This is a genomic window from Citrobacter sp. Igbk 17 (assembly GCF_028069775.1).
Taxonomy (GTDB): domain Bacteria; phylum Pseudomonadota; class Gammaproteobacteria; order Enterobacterales; family Enterobacteriaceae; genus Citrobacter.
This window is the reverse complement of the sequence record NZ_JANEWI010000040.1, coordinates 22585-38370: the sequence shown is the minus strand read 5'-3', so window position 1 is coordinate 38370 and position 15786 is coordinate 22585. Positions and strand designations below refer to the sequence as shown.

At 50.3% G+C, this 15786-nt stretch carries 14 protein-coding genes; 6 read left to right on the top strand and 8 right to left on the bottom strand.

Translation table 11 applies throughout. The annotated features are described in order from the left end of the window. The first annotated feature begins 282 nt into the window (after nt 1-282). Complete coding sequence (acnA, locus tag NNO08_RS19485; RefSeq protein ID WP_271457371.1) at nt 283-2958, top strand: aconitate hydratase AcnA; 2676 nt, start codon at nt 283-285, stop codon at nt 2956-2958. 54 nt (nt 2959-3012) lie between these two features. Here acnA and ribA read toward each other — a convergent pair whose 3' ends face one another. Continuing rightward, nucleotides 3013-3603: a GTP cyclohydrolase II gene (gene ribA / locus NNO08_RS19480; protein WP_005126450.1), complete on the bottom strand. Its 591-nt coding sequence runs from the start codon at nt 3601-3603 to the stop codon at nt 3013-3015. Nucleotides 3604-3799: 196 nt separating this feature from the next. Between ribA and pgpB the strand changes: the two genes are divergently transcribed. The 5 genes from pgpB (at nt 3800) to yciH (ending at nt 7452) form a co-directional block, all read left to right on the top strand. Continuing rightward, nucleotides 3800-4558, top strand: coding sequence for a phosphatidylglycerophosphatase B (gene pgpB, locus NNO08_RS19475; RefSeq protein WP_271457370.1), 759 nt, complete (start codon nt 3800-3802; stop codon nt 4556-4558). 155 nt (nt 4559-4713) lie between these two features. Next, the gene (locus NNO08_RS19470; protein WP_005126452.1) at nt 4714-5022 is read left to right on the top strand and encodes a LapA family protein; all 309 of its coding nucleotides are present in this window, start codon (nt 4714-4716) and stop codon (nt 5020-5022) included. A 6-nt stretch (nt 5023-5028) separates the two neighbouring features. Next, nucleotides 5029-6198 carry a lipopolysaccharide assembly protein LapB gene (lapB, locus tag NNO08_RS19465; protein WP_271442725.1) on the top strand — a complete coding sequence of 390 codons (1170 nt, stop codon included), beginning with the start codon at nt 5029-5031 and terminating at the stop codon, nt 6196-6198. A gap of 189 nt (nt 6199-6387) precedes the next feature. Continuing rightward, nucleotides 6388-7125, top strand: a complete 738-nt coding sequence (gene pyrF / locus NNO08_RS19460) for an orotidine-5'-phosphate decarboxylase (protein WP_271442726.1) — start codon at nt 6388-6390, stop codon at nt 7123-7125. After that, nucleotides 7126-7452, top strand: a complete 327-nt coding sequence (yciH, locus tag NNO08_RS19455) for a stress response translation initiation inhibitor YciH (protein WP_271457369.1) — start codon at nt 7126-7128, stop codon at nt 7450-7452. It abuts the gene before it with no gap. A 92-nt stretch (nt 7453-7544) separates the two neighbouring features. Here the strand turns inward: yciH and osmB are convergent, their stop codons facing one another. From osmB to fabI, 7 genes are all read right to left on the bottom strand, one after another. Next, nucleotides 7545-7763 carry an osmotically-inducible lipoprotein OsmB gene (gene osmB / locus NNO08_RS19450; RefSeq protein ID WP_003020583.1) on the bottom strand — a complete coding sequence of 73 codons (219 nt, stop codon included), beginning with the start codon at nt 7761-7763 and terminating at the stop codon, nt 7545-7547. A gap of 266 nt (nt 7764-8029) precedes the next feature. After that, nucleotides 8030-8782, bottom strand: coding sequence for a DNA-binding transcriptional regulator YciT (yciT, locus tag NNO08_RS19445; protein WP_048211504.1), 753 nt, complete (start codon nt 8780-8782; stop codon nt 8030-8032). A 96-nt stretch (nt 8783-8878) separates the two neighbouring features. Continuing rightward, complete coding sequence (locus NNO08_RS19440; RefSeq protein WP_271442727.1) at nt 8879-9061, bottom strand: YciZ family protein; 183 nt, start codon at nt 9059-9061, stop codon at nt 8879-8881. 194 nt (nt 9062-9255) lie between these two features. Then, entirely contained in the window at nt 9256-11247 is a 1992-nt protein-coding gene (pdeR, locus tag NNO08_RS19435; RefSeq protein ID WP_271450178.1) for a cyclic di-GMP phosphodiesterase, read from the bottom strand. Between the two features lie 261 nt (nt 11248-11508). Next, nucleotides 11509-13443, bottom strand: coding sequence for an exoribonuclease II (locus NNO08_RS19430; protein WP_271457368.1), 1935 nt, complete (start codon nt 13441-13443; stop codon nt 11509-11511). Between the two features lie 89 nt (nt 13444-13532). Next, the gene (locus tag NNO08_RS19425) at nt 13533-14678 is read right to left on the bottom strand and encodes a carboxymuconolactone decarboxylase family protein (RefSeq protein ID WP_271457367.1); all 1146 of its coding nucleotides are present in this window, start codon (nt 14676-14678) and stop codon (nt 13533-13535) included. A gap of 216 nt (nt 14679-14894) precedes the next feature. Further along, the gene (fabI, locus tag NNO08_RS19420; RefSeq protein ID WP_005126472.1) at nt 14895-15683 is read right to left on the bottom strand and encodes an enoyl-ACP reductase FabI; all 789 of its coding nucleotides are present in this window, start codon (nt 15681-15683) and stop codon (nt 14895-14897) included. Nucleotides 15684-15786 lie beyond the last annotated feature (103 nt).

Sequence of the window (15786 nt, the reverse complement as noted above, 5' to 3'; positions counted from 1 at the left end):
TAATAAGTATTAGCGTGCTTATTTAATTCAGTATGAATAATCACATCTCAATCTTGGTACGCCATCTAAACAGCGTATTGTCGGCTGCATCAATGTATCGGGTCTGCTCATTTACCGTACTTCAATCTTATTCCCCGCCACTTGCATAGTTCGTCATCTTTTGTCGTTCACCTATTTTATCAATTTGAGTTGTTATCAAAACGTTACATTTTGTTTGTGTTATCTTTAATACTAACCCTGAGGAGAGTCAGGGGATCCAACCCTGTCATTTAAGGAGGAGCTATGTCGTCTACCCTACGAGAAGCCAGTAAGGACACATTGCAGGTTAAAGATAAAACCTACCGCTACTACAGTTTGCCCCTGGCTGCCAAATCACTGGGTGATATCACCCGTTTACCTAAATCACTAAAAGTATTGCTGGAAAACCTGCTTCGTTGGCAGGACGGTGACTCTGTTACCGAAGAAGATATTCATGCTCTGGTGCAATGGCTGAAAACGGCTCATGCCGATCGCGAAATTGCCTACCGACCCGCTCGCGTTCTCATGCAGGACTTCACCGGCGTTCCGGCGGTGGTTGACCTGGCTGCCATGCGCGAAGCGGTTAAACGTCTTGGCGGGGATACCGCAAAAGTGAACCCGCTGTCACCTGTTGATCTGGTTATTGATCACTCCGTTACGGTCGATCGTTTTGGTGACGATGATGCTTTTGAAGAAAACGTTCGCCTGGAAATGGAGCGCAACCATGAGCGCTATGTATTTCTGAAATGGGGGCAGCAGGCGTTTAGCCGATTCAGTGTTGTTCCACCGGGAACAGGAATTTGCCACCAGGTAAACCTCGAATACCTGGGCAAAGCGGTGTGGAGTGAGTTGCAAAACGGCGAGTGGGTAGCATACCCCGACACGCTGGTCGGCACCGATTCCCATACCACAATGATTAATGGTCTCGGCGTGCTGGGCTGGGGTGTAGGAGGGATTGAAGCTGAGGCCGCCATGCTGGGGCAACCGGTTTCAATGCTGATTCCGGATGTCGTGGGCTTCAAACTCGTTGGTAAACTTCGTGAAGGGATCACCGCGACCGATCTGGTACTGACCGTCACTCAGATGCTGCGTAAACACGGTGTGGTTGGTAAGTTTGTTGAGTTCTATGGCGATGGGCTGGACAGCCTGCCGCTCGCTGACCGGGCGACCATTGCAAACATGTCGCCGGAATACGGCGCAACCTGCGGCTTTTTCCCAATTGACGGGGTAACTCTTGAGTACATGCGTCTGAGCGGGCGCAGTGAAGAGCAGGTTGAATTAGTCGGTGCTTATGCTAAAGCACAGGGGATGTGGCGTAACCCAGGTGATGAGCCTGTGTTTACCAGTTCACTGGAGCTGGACATGGGCACTGTGGAAGCCAGCCTGGCCGGACCGAAGCGTCCGCAGGATCGTGTTGCATTGGGTGATGTACCGAAAGCATTCGCTGCAAGTAATGAACTGGAAGTGAATAGCTCGCAAAAAGATCGTCAGCCGGTCGACTATGCAATGAGCGGTCATCAATATCAGCTACCGGATGGTGCTGTAGTGATTGCAGCGATCACGTCATGTACCAACACGTCCAATCCCAGCGTTCTGATGGCGGCTGGATTGCTGGCGAAAAAAGCGGTCACGCTTGGTCTGAAGCGCCAGCCGTGGGTGAAAGCGTCGCTGGCTCCTGGGTCAAAAGTCGTTTCTGATTACCTGGCGCAGGCAAAACTGACCCCGTACCTTGATGAGTTGGGTTTTAACCTTGTTGGTTATGGCTGTACTACCTGTATAGGCAACTCTGGCCCGTTACCTGACCCGATTGAAACGGCGATTAAAAAAGGTGATTTGACGGTAGGGGCGGTGCTTTCCGGCAACCGTAACTTTGAAGGGCGTATCCATCCGCTGGTGAAGACAAACTGGCTGGCTTCTCCACCGCTGGTGGTGGCTTATGCGCTGGCCGGGAATATGAATATTGATCTGACGAAAGATCCGCTTGGCCATGACAGAAAAGGCGATCCTGTCTATCTGAAAGATATCTGGCCGAGTGCGCAGGAAATCGCCCGTGCTGTGGAACAGGTTTCTACTGAGATGTTCCATAAAGAGTATGCCGAGGTGTTCGAAGGCACGCCGGAATGGAAGTCGATTAATGTTGATCGTGCAGATACCTATGGCTGGAAGTCGGATTCAACCTATATCCGGTTATCACCGTTTTTTGATGGTATGCAGGCGAAGCCGGACCCGGTTCAGGATATCCATGGTGCACGTATCCTGGCGATGCTGGGCGACTCCGTCACCACCGATCATATTTCTCCTGCGGGGAGCATCAAGCCAGACAGCCCAGCCGGGCGTTATTTGCAAAATCACGGTGTTGAGCGTAAAGATTTTAACTCCTACGGTTCTCGCCGCGGAAACCACGAAGTAATGATGCGTGGTACGTTTGCCAATATCCGTATCCGTAACGAAATGGTACCGGGTGTGGAAGGGGGAATGACGCGTCATTTGCCAGGTGCAGAAGTGATGGCTATCTATGACGCCGCCATGCAATACCAGCAAGAGAAGACCCCGCTGGCCATTGTTGCCGGTAAGGAGTATGGGTCGGGTTCCAGTCGGGACTGGGCTGCGAAAGGCCCGCGTTTGTTGGGGATTCGCGTCGTGATCGCCGAGTCCTTTGAGCGTATTCACCGTTCTAATCTCATTGGTATGGGGATCCTGCCTCTGGAATTTCCGCAGGGAGTTACACGTAAAACCCTGGGGTTAACCGGGGAGGAGGTCATTGATATTACGGACTTACAAAATATTAAACCGGGAGCGACTATCCCGGTGAATATGGTCCGTGTGGATGGTAGTAAAGAGGTGATTTCGTGTCGCTGCCGTATTGATACCGCGACAGAGCTAACCTATTACCAAAACGATGGCATTTTGCACTATGTTATTCGTAATATGTTGAATTAAATTATAAAAAAGCCTGCTTACGCAGGCTTTTTGCATCGTCAGCAAGCGAGAATGTCACTCGCTTAGCAGATGTCCCATTTTAGCGGCTTTGGTATCCAGATAGTGTTCATTCTTCGGGTTACGGCCAACAATTAGTGGCACACGCTCCACAATATTGATCCCAGCTTCTGTCAGAATTTCCACTTTCTTCGGGTTATTGGTTAGCAGACGGACTTCATCCACACCCAATAATTTGAACATATCGGCACACAAGGTGAAGTCTCGCTCGTCTGCCGCAAAGCCTAACTGATGGTTGGCTTCGACGGTGTCATAGCCCTGATCCTGCAACGCATAGGCACGGATCTTATTCAGCAGGCCGATGTTACGTCCTTCCTGACGATGGTAGAGCAGAATACCGCGTCCTTCTTCAGCGATATGCGTAAGTGCCGCTTCCAGCTGGAAGCCACAATCACAACGCAGACTGAACAGCGCATCGCCGGTCAGACATTCGGAATGAACACGTGCCAGGACAGGCGTCTGGCCTGAAATATCGCCAAAAACCAGTGCGACATGATCGTGTCCGGTTGCCAGTTCTTCAAATCCCACCATCAGGAAATCACCCCAGGGGGTTGGCAGTTTGGCTTCTGCCACACGTTTAAGCTGCATGTAATTCTCCAGATTATGCTGGCACTGTGCGTGCCGTCGCCTGTTGGCTTCTGTATTGCACTATTTTGCCATAAGGCAAGGGTGTTCACCTAATTGCAGCAACGCATTCATTTTCGAATGGCACAAAATTGTCAATTTTCCCGGTGTGTGGATTTTTCAGTTATGATTGTGGGACTTATCGACGAAAGGAGACGCAATGCTGTCTATTGCCAAGCGAACCACTGTAGGCGCAGGGCTGTTACTGATTATGCCGGTTTCTGTATGGACATCCTGCTGGAGCTGGCAGCCTGGGCAGAATGTCTGGTGGTTAAAATCCTTATACTGGGTAACTGAAACGGTGACGCAACCCTGGGGGATTATCACCCATGTTGTTCTCTGTGCGTGGTTTTTGTGGTGCCTGCGATTTCGTCTGAAGGCCGCAGTTATGCTATTTGCGATCCTGGCGGCGGCTATCTTAATTGGCCAGGGTGTGAAATCCTGGGTTAAAGAGAGGGTGCAGGAGCCCCGACCATTTGTTCTGTGGCTGGAAAAAACGCACCATGTTCCGGTAGATGAGTTCTACACTTTAAAACGTAAAGACCGCGGGCACTTAGTAAAAGATCAGTTATCCGGGCAGCAGGATATTCCACCTTTTTTACGAAAGCACTGGCAAAAAGAGACTGGTTTTGCTTTTCCTTCAGGGCATACGATGTTTGCTGCCAGTTGGGCGTTACTGGGTGTCGGGTTGTTATGGCCACGCAGGCGCACGCTGACGATTGTGTTCTTACTCGTCTGGGCAACCGGTGTAATGGGGAGTCGTTTGCTTCTTGGCATGCACTGGCCGCGGGATCTGGTTGTGGCGACGCTAATTTCGTGGCTGCTGGTTACGCTGGCAACATGGCTTGCACAGCGAGTATGTGGACCTCTAACACCTCCCGTCCAGGAGACGAAAGAAATAGCGCAGCGTGAGCAATAACGCAGACCGTGATTGATTTTTCAAATTTAGCCCTCAAATCATACAGCGTAAGGCGCTTTTCCGTTTCGCACTCGTCGTGAAAATGGTAATTTAAAGGGCTTAACGCGGTAAGTTGTACACGATTTATTCGCTCAAACCACATAACGGGAAGTAATGTGAAATATTTACTCATTTTCTTACTGGTGTTGGCGATTTTTGTTATTTCGGTGACATTGGGTGCGCAAAACGATCAACAGGTTACGTTTAATTACCTGCTAGCTCAGGGTGAGTATCGTATCTCCACGCTGCTTGCTGTATTGTTTGCTGCAGGTTTTGCGATTGGTTGGTTAATTTGCGGACTCTTCTGGCTGAAGGTTCGTGTGTCTCTCGCGCGTGCCGAACGTAAAATTAAACGCCTGGAAAACCAGCTTGCGCCTGCGACCGACGTTGCGGTAACTGCCGACTCGTCGGTTGTGAAGGAATAATTATTTATGTTGGAGTTGTTGTTTCTGCTTTTACCTGTAGCCGCTGCCTATGGGTGGTATATGGGTCGCAGAAGTGCGCAACAAACAAAGCAGGATGAAGCTAACCGTCTTTCGCGCGACTATGTCGCCGGGGTTAACTTCCTCTTGAGCAACCAACAAGATAAAGCGGTGGATCTGTTCCTCGATATGTTGAAAGAGGATACCGGCACCGTTGAGGCTCATCTCACCCTCGGAAACCTGTTCCGCTCACGCGGTGAAGTTGACCGTGCTATCCGTATCCACCAAACCCTCATGGAAAGTGCTTCGCTGACATATGAGCAGCGTTTGTTGGCTGTACAGCAGTTGGGACGTGACTACATGGCTGCCGGATTGTATGACCGTGCGGAAGACATGTTCAATCAGTTGACTGATGAAACGGATTTCCGTGTGGGGGCATTGCAACAACTGTTGCAAATCTATCAGGCAACCAGTGAATGGCAAAAAGCTATTGATGTTGCAGAACGTCTGGTGAAACTCGGCAAAGATAATCAGCGCATTGAAATTGCGCATTTTTACTGTGAACTGGCCTTGCAGCAAATGGGCAGCGACGATGTGGATCGCGCCATGGCATTGCTGAAAAAGGGAGCCGCTGCAGACAAAAACAGTGCTCGTGTCTCGATTATGATGGGGCGCGTTTATATGCTGAAGGGAGATTACGCGAAGGCCGTTGAATGCCTGCAACGCGTGATCTCCCAGGATAAAGAGTTGGTCAGTGAAACGCTGGAAATGCTGCAGAGCTGCTATCAACAACTGGGTAAAAACGATGAGTGGGCGGAGTTTTTACGCCGTGCGGTCGAAGAAAACACCGGTGCTGCCGCGGAGTTGATGCTGGCTGATATTCTTGAGGCGCGTGAGGGGACTGATACTGCGCAGGTTTATATCACCCGTCAGTTGCAACGCCACCCGACGATGCGCGTGTTCCATAAACTGATGGATTACCATCTTAATGAAGCGGAAGAAGGGCGCGCAAAAGAGAGTCTGATGGTTTTGCGCGATATGGTTGGCGAGCAAGTGCGTAGCAAGCCACGCTATCGTTGCCAAAAGTGCGGGTTTACTGCTTATTCGCTGTACTGGCATTGCCCATCGTGCCGCTCCTGGTCAACCATCAAGCCAATTCGTGGTCTGGATGGGCTCTAATTTTTAAAAAAAACTCATTTTAGTTACAACATACTACTTTGTTTTTCTTCATCCAACACTTAAGCCCCTGCGCCACATCGCTTCGCAGAAATGTAAACGCGCCTGTTAATTTCCTATTACCACAGGTAGAATGCACGCCGTTTACCCATTTTGCGCCGTTCGTGCGCCCATCATCAAGAAGGTCTGGTCATGACGTTTACTGCTTCATCTTCTTCCCGTGCTGCTACTGATTCTCCCGTCGTTGTCGCGTTGGATTATTCAAATCGTGATAAGGCATTAGCTTTTGTCGACAGAATTGATCCTCGCGATTGCCGTTTGAAAGTGGGCAAAGAGATGTTCACACTTTTTGGACCTCAGTTGGTACGGGATCTGCAACAGCGCGGCTTCGACGTCTTTCTGGATTTGAAGTTTCATGATATTCCCAACACCACGGCGCATGCCGTCGCGGCGGCAGCTGACCTTGGTGTCTGGATGGTAAACGTTCATGCTTCCGGTGGGGCTCGAATGATGACCGCTGCCCGTGAAGCATTGCTGCCTTTTGGTAAAGATGCGCCACTGTTAATTGCGGTGACGGTCCTGACCAGTATGGAAGCCGGCGACCTTGTCGATCTTGGAGTGACGTTGTCACCTGCGGAGTATGCTGAAAAGTTGGCGCGTTTGACGCAAAATTGTGGGTTGGACGGGGTAGTATGCTCAGCGCATGAAGCGGTGAGGTTCAAGCAGGCGTTTGGTCAGGCATTTAAGCTGGTGACGCCTGGCATTCGTCCGGAAGGCAGTGAGGCGGGTGACCAGCGCCGTATTATGACGCCACAGCAGGCGCTGGCCGCTGGTGTGGATTACATGGTGATTGGTCGTCCAGTCACGCAGTCGGAAGATCCGGCGCAAACGCTGAAGATGATCAACGCCTCTCTGAATCGAGGTGCATAAATGAGCGACTCAAACTCTCGACTGGTTTATTCAACTGAGTCCGGGCGAATTGATGAGCCCAGAGTGGTAGCAGATCGTCCGAAGGGCGATGGCATTGTTCGCATTCAGCGTCAGACCAGCGGTCGTAAAGGTAAGGGCGTTTGCCTGATTACCGGTATTGATCAAGATGACGCTGCACTGGTCAAATTAGCCGCAGAACTGAAGAAAAAATGTGGCTGTGGTGGTGCAGTGAAGGACGGCGTAATTGAAATTCAGGGTGATAAACGCGACCTGATAAAATCGCTGCTGGAAGCCAAAGGAATGAAAGTTAAGCTGGCAGGCGGCTAATAAAAAAAGCCACGGATACACTCCGTGGCTTTTCTAATAATACAAACCTGAAAAAGTAAACGTATTATTATATCGAGCCGTTCAACCGTAAATTATTTACCCACCTGGTGGCCGATAATACCACCCACTGCAGCACCACCCAGCGTACCCAGCGTGCTGCCGTCAGTCAGGACTGCACCGCCTATCGCACCTGCACCTGCACCGATTGCAGTGTTACGGTCACGTTTGGACCAGTTAGAGCAGGCACTCAAAGACATTGCTAGTGTAATCGCCAGAATGGCAGCGGTCATTTTTTTGCTCGTTACTAACATAATACTTTCTCCTGAATTATTGAATCACGGAATCCAGTTCACTTTAATGATAGCGCCAAAATAGGACGACTAAAGATATTTCCGCGAAACCGTTTAGCGCAGGGCATTACAATCAAATCTTGAGGTGATTGTTCGCTCCTGTTATATCGCTAACATTAATTCTACGACTTTATCCTGTTAACGACAGGTAAAAAGTCTTAATTGGACCGTCGGATAAGTCTCAGAGAGAAGATGATCTGCCCGCAGACAAATCATCTGCTGAAGTATTATGCGTGGGCATCAATGATATTGACGGTTAAACCCGAGTGTTCAAGTTGCATTTGCACACTGGCACTGAGTCTGGAGTCTGTAACTACGCGACTGAATCTGTCCAACGGGCCCAGTGTGTAGGGATGAATGGCCTCAAATTTAGAGCTATCGGTGAGTACAATCACCTCTGCGCCTTTTTCCAGAACCGCATTAACCACATCAGAGCGCATCATATCACGCCCGGTGAAGCCGGTGTCGGCCTGCCAGCCATCAATACCGATAAAGGCTTTACTGAAATGTACCTGCTGAATAAATTGGCGAGTCAACGGTCCGACCATGCTCTCGCTTTTTTTCTGATAGATCCCACCGAGGAGAATGACTTCACACGGTGTTTCTTTGAGCAGGTGCGCGATGTAGCTACTGACCGTGATGATGGTGACATCTTTTTGTTCCGCCAGCGTTCTGGCCAGCAGCGCATTGCTGCTGCCATTTTCAATAAAGACGGATTCACCTGGATTGACCAGCGACGCCGCAAATTCAGCCAGTTCACGTTTAAGGGTGAAATTGGTCATCATGCGCGTTTCGACATCATCACTGTTCAGTGACACCGCAAAACCGTGCGCACGGCGCAAGTAACTCTGTTTTTCCAGTGTGTTCAGATCCTGTCGAATCGTCACTTCGGATACACCAGTGATTTTAGCCAGGTCGGCCACGCTCATCTGACCTTTATCAATCACCATCTGCAAAATAGATTGTTGTCGGGAATTCATAGTATTAATTTTTATAGCGATATCGTATCGGAAATTAAACGGTAGCTGCGTTATCTGAAATCTGATGGCTACAGCGACATAACGTGAGTGAGGTCATCAGATCTCCCACGGGGCCTTCGGTTTGTTTGACACAGACGCAGCATCTTCTTTGACCGTATCTAACAGTTCAGCCTTGAGAATTTCGAGGTTATGGATAGCTGAGTGGTAATCGCCTGCAACGAGAATATCCAGCACGGTATCAATGCGCTCGGCCAGACGTTGTGCGTCGATATCAGACATGGGCATCATCCTAATGTCAAAAAGGTTTGAATTTCATGATGCAGAAATTCATGCCAAAAGAGAAGGGAAAAATAGTATTAACATGAATGATTGGAGAATATTATATATTCTGTGATTACATACAGATATGATCATCACACAGTGTCCACTTTTGGCTATTTTTCACGTTTATCCCTTCCACTTTTCTTGTTGCGTTACCGCATTTTTTTATTCAGATGACGTTTATACCAACGTTCAAACGCAGCGGCTGGCATTGGCTTGGCGAACAAAAAACCCTGACGTTCATTGACGCCATTTTTGGTTAAAAAGGCATCCTCTTTCGTACTTTCAACGCCTTCAGCTATCACCTGCAGGTTAAGCGCCTGCGCCACCGCGACAATGGCGCGCACCAGCGACTGTGAAATGGGTTGCTTATGAATATCCCTGACGAACGCCTGGTCCAGCTTAATGGCATCAAGTGGGAAGCGGGCAAGTTGAGACAACGATGAATAACCCGTCCCGAAATCATCTAAATGGATCTGTGCCCCAAGCTGGCTAAATTGCTGAATAACGGACAGTGCCAGTTGTTCGTTTTCAATTAAACTGCTCTCGGTCAATTCGACATCGATAGGGCAATATTCAAAATTGAGGTCGTGAAGCACCTGTTTCAGGTCGGTAAACAGCGTCTGATCGGCAAGCTGGCGAGCAGAAACGTTCACGGCCACTCGCAGATTAATCCCTTTATCGCGCCACTTTGCGACCTGACGAACAACGTCGAGAATAACCCAGCGCCCCAGCGGCACAATCAAGCCTGATTCTTCAGCGTAGGAGATAAACTCCAGCGGAGGAATGAGGCCGCGTTCAGGGGACTGCCAGCGCACCAGCGCCTCCAGACTACGTACTTCACCACGCCAGGTTATTTTCGGCTGGTAATGAATCAACAATTGATCGTTTTCCAGCGCCTTACGTAAGTTGGTATCCAGCCAAAGATACTCAAATACTCGCTGGTTCATTTCCGGAGAGAAAACGCAGAATTGTCCACGTCCGCCTTCCTTGGCGGTATACATGGCGGTATCGGCATTGCGAATAACGCTCTCGCAGTCGTGTCCATGCTGAGGTGCAAGGGATATTCCAATCGAACAACCGGTATAAACCTCAATCAGGCCAATTCGGAAGGGCTGGCGCAAACGGGTCAAAATACGTGATGCCGTGGCTTCCAGCGCCACTTGAGATGTTTCAGTCGCGAGGACAATAAACTCATCGCCACCAAAGCGGGCCAGTAACTGGTTATCATCAAGACAGCTGAGAATCGCCAGTGATACGCTTTGCAACAGTTGATCGCCGAACATATGTCCGTAGGCATCGTTTACTTTTTTGAAATTGTCCAGATCGAGGTACACAATACCAACCTGAGTATCTCCTGCATTCTCAATGGCTTCAGTAATCAGCTCATGAATCGCATTCCGATTAGGTAATCCGGTAATGGAGTCGGTATTTGCCAGAACTCTCAGGCGCTCCTGAGCACGCCGTTCTTCGGTGATATCGGTACCTGAGCAGATCAGAAATATTTCGTTTTTACCGCTACCGTTGTGCACAAATTTATTGCGAAACAGAAACAGTCGCTGACCTTTACAAGTCTTCACCCAACGTTCGACTTCATATGAGTTGCCTTCGCGAAAGAAAACATCGATGTTGCGTCTGGAGGCCGCAGCTTCGCGTCGACTCATAAACAGCGTGAAGACACTTTGACCAATCACTTCGCGTTCTTTGAGTCCGGTATATTCCTCACACAGGCGATTGAAACGCTGAATGTTGCCCATGCGGTCAAGGATGACAATAACGGAGTTGGCTTCAGAGACCACCTGTTCGGCAAAAGAAAGGCCTTGTGCCAAATCACGGGCGACCGAGGGGGTATCATCCCAGGCGGATGCACTTCCGGCCCATTCGCGTTTATTGATTTTCCGCCCAACCAGGTGAACAGGGATATCGTCGTCTTCAATCGACAGTGTCATTAACAGGCTTGACGTGATGACCGTCATCTCCCGAATGCGGTCGGCTTGCTCAGGTGATAATTCGATGTTCTGGTTCGTTTCTGCCGCTTCGTCAATAGAGAAATGCAGGATGTTGCAATCCTCTGACAAACGCCAGTAAGGGTTATGGGTGCCCACATAGCTATACAACGTAGCCAGCTCCCGAACGTCTTTCATGATGTGTACTATCCCGTTTAAAGCGCATAGAGCCTCAAAAGTAAGGGTAGCCATAATTCAAAGGGTGATGATGGCTGAACGTATTGTTTTATTTATATATTTATGTGTAATCCAGATTCAGGAAAAAGCAAAGCTGGCGAACGGAAAATAGTAAAAAATAAATATGACCGGATGAAAGAAGTGTAGTGCGTGGCAGGCAATTGGGCGGGGAAAAAGAAAACGACCTTTCACAAAAGAGAAAGGTCGTTGAGTTAATGCGTATTATACGGCAGGGCGCGCGATGACGCTGCGGGTTTCCATCCGCACTTCGGTGATGGTGACGTCAATGACATCGGTAACTTTGTAAACCACTTCACCTTTGATCTGGACCGTTCCACTTTCCTGGCTACACACCAGTTCATCACGAACCGCGTGCAGGAAGGGGGCCGGAATAAAGGCTACCGCGCCGTTATCAATTAAACGTACACGCATACCACCACGGCTGACATCAATAATCTCGGCCGCAAAGCGGGTGTCGGTACCGGCTTTGTCATTCAGAAAACGTGCATACAACCAGTCCCCCACATCACGTTCAGCCATGCGGTTCAGGCGGCGACGTTCAGCCATCTGCAAAGTCGTATCATCCTGCGGTCGGGAAATTGTCTCACCTTTGATAACGGCCTTAAGCAGGCGATGGTTAATCATGTCGCCATACTTACGGATAGGCGAGGTCCAGGTGGCATAAGCTTCCAGGCCCAGACCAAAATGCGGACCCGGCTCGGTGCTGATCTCAGCGTAAGACTGGAATCGACGAATGCGGCTGTCGAGGAAACCGGATGGCTGAGCATCCAGTTCACGACGCAGTTTACAGAAGCCTTCCAGCGTCAGGACCTCTTCAGCATCAACGTGCATACCATGGGTTTTCAGGAGGGCAGCCAGTGCTTCTGCATTAGCCGGATCGAATCCCATATGCACGTTATAAATACCGAAGCCCAGCTTGTCACGCAGTACGCGGGCGGCACAAATGTTCGCCGCAATCATGGACTCTTCCACAATGCGGTTCGCGATGCGGCGCGGTTCCGCCACGATATCCAGTACTTCACCTTTTTCACCGAGAACGAAACGGTAATCCGGGCGGTCTTTGAATACCAGAGCATGATTATGGCGCCATTCGCCACGACTTAGACAGATACGATGCAGCAGGCGGATCTGCTGTGCAATTGCGTCATTCTCCGGCTGCCAGTCACCCGTGCCTTCAAGCCAGTCAGAAACGTTGTCATAAGCCAGCTTCGCTTTAGATTCGATTGTCGCCGCGAAGAAGGTGATATTGTCTTCGATCGTACCGTCAGCAGTGATGCTCATGCGGCAGGCCAGAACCGGGCGAATTTCATTAGCGCGCAGAGAACACAGATCGTCAGAAAGCTCGCGCGGCAACATTGGGATGTTGAACCCCGGCAGGTAGTTGGTAAATGCACGAATTTTTGCAATGTTATCCAGCTTACTGCCTTCAGCAATCCAGGCGGTAGGATCGGCAATCGCGACGGTTAGCTGTAATTTGCCATCCGTTTGTTCTTCGGCGTAAAGCGCGTCATCCATGTCCTGCGTACTGGCGCTGTCGATGGTGACGAAGTTCAGTGCGGTTAAGTCCTCACGCACCAGGCCCTCATCCAGCATCTCAGTGGCGACACCATCGGGTGCTTCTTTTTCCAGATTATGGCGAGCCAGTGTGACCCACCACGGAACGAAGTGATCGTCAGCGAAGGTAATAAATTGGGTTAACTCGGCGTAGAAGGTGCGGTCGCCTTTTAACGGGTGGCGGCGCATTTCTGCTACAGCCCAGTCACCTTCTTTAAATTCATGTTCAACGCCACGCGCGGCGCGGCAGGGAATCGCATCTTTCAGCAGCGGATGATCCGGCACAATGGACAGGCGGTCATTCTTACCCTGAACTTTGCCCACGAAGCGCGTCAGGAACGGTTCGATCAGTTCTTCCGGCTCGGCAGATTCGCGATCTTTTTCCGTATGGATAACCGCCACAATGCGGTCGCCATGCATCACTTTTTTCATCTGCGGCGGTGGAATGAAATAGCTTTTTTGTGCATCGACTTCCAGGAAGCCAAAGCCTTTTTCCGTGGCTTTTACCACCCCTTCAGCTCGTGGCGTCTGGGAATGTAGTTGCTGTTTAAGCTGCGCTAGCAGCGGGTTGTCCTGAAGCATAATTGTCTATTTTCGTGGCTGAAAGAGCGGCTGACAGTTTTACGCGAATCTGCCAGTCGCAGCAAGCGCTCTTTCAGCAAGTGGATCGGTTAATACGTCTCGCCCAACGCGATCTTCAAACGATTTAGCCATCCGCACAATCCGCTCCAGGCCAGCACGTTAATTGCCTGTTCTGAGGATATACCCTGATCGAGCAATGGGGTAAGCAGTGCGGCGCTAAAGCGATCGGGCGCCCGGGTTAACCATTGTACCGCCTGCAGGGTGACGCGCTCAACCGGATGTCGTTGCTCCCAGCGCTGTATTTGACGCTCATCCTGGCGAAGTACGGTGATAATCTCAGTGAGCTCAGTGGCTGAGAGGGCGTACTCATTGAAGCAGGATACGCTACCGTTAATCCGCGATGTGAGCAGCGTTGCCAGAGAAAATGTCCGTGAGTGCACATCGCTGTGTAATGTGCTGGTAAAAAGCGCTTTAAATAACGCCAGTTCGTCAGGTGAGTGTTGCAGTAATGGCCCCAGCGTTTGCAATACAGTGGGAGTATGGCTGACATGTGTTTCTGCGCTGGGAAAATGTTTTTCAATCGGCAGGTCGGCGGTGTGCCACTGGGCTTCTTCTGCACTAAAGGGGGATGCCTCGGCAAATTGCTGAATATCGAGGCCAGGAATGCGGCGCACAGGATGGCCAAACCAGGCCTGAAACAACGCAACGACGCGGGCCTGAAAGCCGACAAAGCCAACGATTTGATTCATCAGAACACTGTCGCTGGTCGTGAGTCCAACCGCCACCAGATGCTGGCGATCCCGTGAGCCGATGACGGCCGGAGAGCTGGCGAGCTGGCGAGCGTATTGGGTGATTTGTGCCAGTCGATGGTTACTTTCCCTGGATGAATTAGGGCCAGGAAGGGGGGCCAGACGTGCAGCATAATGATTACATAAACGCTGTACGCCACAAACCTGAGCGACGGTTAAGGCGGTACTCATACGCTCGTAGGCGCTGAACGTGTGCATTGAGTCCAGAGCAACATGTACAGGGAAGAGAAGGTGAGCAAGTTTACGGGCAGGTTCTAACCAGGACTGAAAGGGTAAAAGCGCAACGGCAGGTATCGTCAGATCCAGCAAAAATCGGTCCTCGACGTGTGCGGCTTCTGGCACTAACGGCAGAACATCTTGCGGATATGTACTGGATTGTGTCTCATGATACCAGTGGCTTTTGCCTTCAATTCGGCGTTGTTCCATGGGCGTTCCTTGGTCTAAAAAGTGGCGACCCGGATACGTCGTCATAGCTGTACGCCGGATCGTTTGCGCTGCGATATCCTGACGTAAGCGAATGAGGTGATGAAAGATTGTTAAGTGATAATAAATATCAGAAAAGCATATATAGCGACGAGCGAGGGGGAAGGGAGAGGAAAATAATGGGCGACGGAGCGTCGCCCATAGAGGAAGTCTGAAAGATTATTTCAGTTCCAGTTCGTTCATTGCGGCGATGCTGAAGCCGCCGTCAACATGAACGACTTCACCGGAGATACCGGCGGACAGGTCTGAGCACAGGAATGCCGCAGAGTTGCCCACATCTTCAATGGTAACGGTACGACGAATCGGCGTAACCGCTTCGCAATGTGCCAGCATTTTACGGAAATCTTTGATACCGGAAGCAGCCAGAGTACGGATTGGACCAGCGGAGATTGCGTTCACACGCACGCCTTCAGGACCCATCGCGTTAGCCATATAACGAACGTTGGCTTCCAGAGAGGCTTTCGCCAGACCCATTACGTTGTAGTTCGGGATTGCGCGCTCTGCACCAAGGTAGGACAGCGTCAGCAGTGCAGAACCAGGGTTCAGCATGGAACGGCATGCTTTTGCCATTGCAACAAAGCTGTACGCGCTGATGTCATGAGCAATTTTAAAGCCTTCGCGGGTGACCGCATTCACGTAGTCGCCATCCAACTGGTCAGCAGGTGCGAAACCGATGGAGTGTACGAAACCGTCGAATTTCGGCCAGACTTTGCCCAGTTCAGCGAACATGGTGTCGATGCTGGCGTCTTCAGCCACATCACACTGCAGTACGATGTTGGAACCCAGCTGAGCGGCAAATTCTTCCACGCGGCCTTTCAGTTTGTCGTTCTGGTAGGTGAACGCCAGTTCAGCGCCTTCGCGGTGCATCGCCTGAGCGATACCATAGGCGATGGACAATTTACTGGCAAGACCGGTCACCAGAATGCGCTTACCGGAAAGAAAACCCATAGCTTTAATCCTTATAGTCATTACTTATTTTTTTAGCAATCAATGAGTTATGATTGCAATTTCAAGGTCACTCGAAATTGGTGTGAAATTATATCCCACTCTT

Excerpts from the sequence above, each read along its gene's own strand:
- acnA (WP_271457371.1), top strand. The coding sequence starts at position 283 with ATGTCGTCTACCCTACGAGAAGCCAGTAAGGACACATTGCAGGTTAAA.
- ribA (WP_005126450.1), bottom strand. The coding sequence starts at position 3,603 with ATGCAGCTTAAACGTGTGGCAGAAGCCAAACTGCCAACCCCCTGGGGT.
- pgpB (WP_271457370.1), top strand. The coding sequence starts at position 3,800 with ATGCTGTCTATTGCCAAGCGAACCACTGTAGGCGCAGGGCTGTTACTG.
- lapB (WP_271442725.1), top strand. The coding sequence starts at position 5,029 with ATGTTGGAGTTGTTGTTTCTGCTTTTACCTGTAGCCGCTGCCTATGGG.
- pyrF (WP_271442726.1), top strand. The coding sequence starts at position 6,388 with ATGACGTTTACTGCTTCATCTTCTTCCCGTGCTGCTACTGATTCTCCC.
- yciH (WP_271457369.1), top strand. The coding sequence starts at position 7,126 with ATGAGCGACTCAAACTCTCGACTGGTTTATTCAACTGAGTCCGGGCGA.
- osmB (WP_003020583.1), bottom strand. The coding sequence starts at position 7,763 with ATGTTAGTAACGAGCAAAAAAATGACCGCTGCCATTCTGGCGATTACA.
- yciT (WP_048211504.1), bottom strand. The coding sequence starts at position 8,782 with ATGAATTCCCGACAACAATCTATTTTGCAGATGGTGATTGATAAAGGT.
- NNO08_RS19440 (WP_271442727.1), bottom strand. The coding sequence starts at position 9,061 with ATGTCTGATATCGACGCACAACGTCTGGCCGAGCGCATTGATACCGTG.
- pdeR (WP_271450178.1), bottom strand. The coding sequence starts at position 11,247 with ATGAAAGACGTTCGGGAGCTGGCTACGTTGTATAGCTATGTGGGCACC.
- NNO08_RS19430 (WP_271457368.1), bottom strand. The coding sequence starts at position 13,443 with ATGCTTCAGGACAACCCGCTGCTAGCGCAGCTTAAACAGCAACTACAT.
- NNO08_RS19425 (WP_271457367.1), bottom strand. The coding sequence starts at position 14,678 with ATGGAACAACGCCGAATTGAAGGCAAAAGCCACTGGTATCATGAGACA.
- fabI (WP_005126472.1), bottom strand. The coding sequence starts at position 15,683 with ATGGGTTTTCTTTCCGGTAAGCGCATTCTGGTGACCGGTCTTGCCAGT.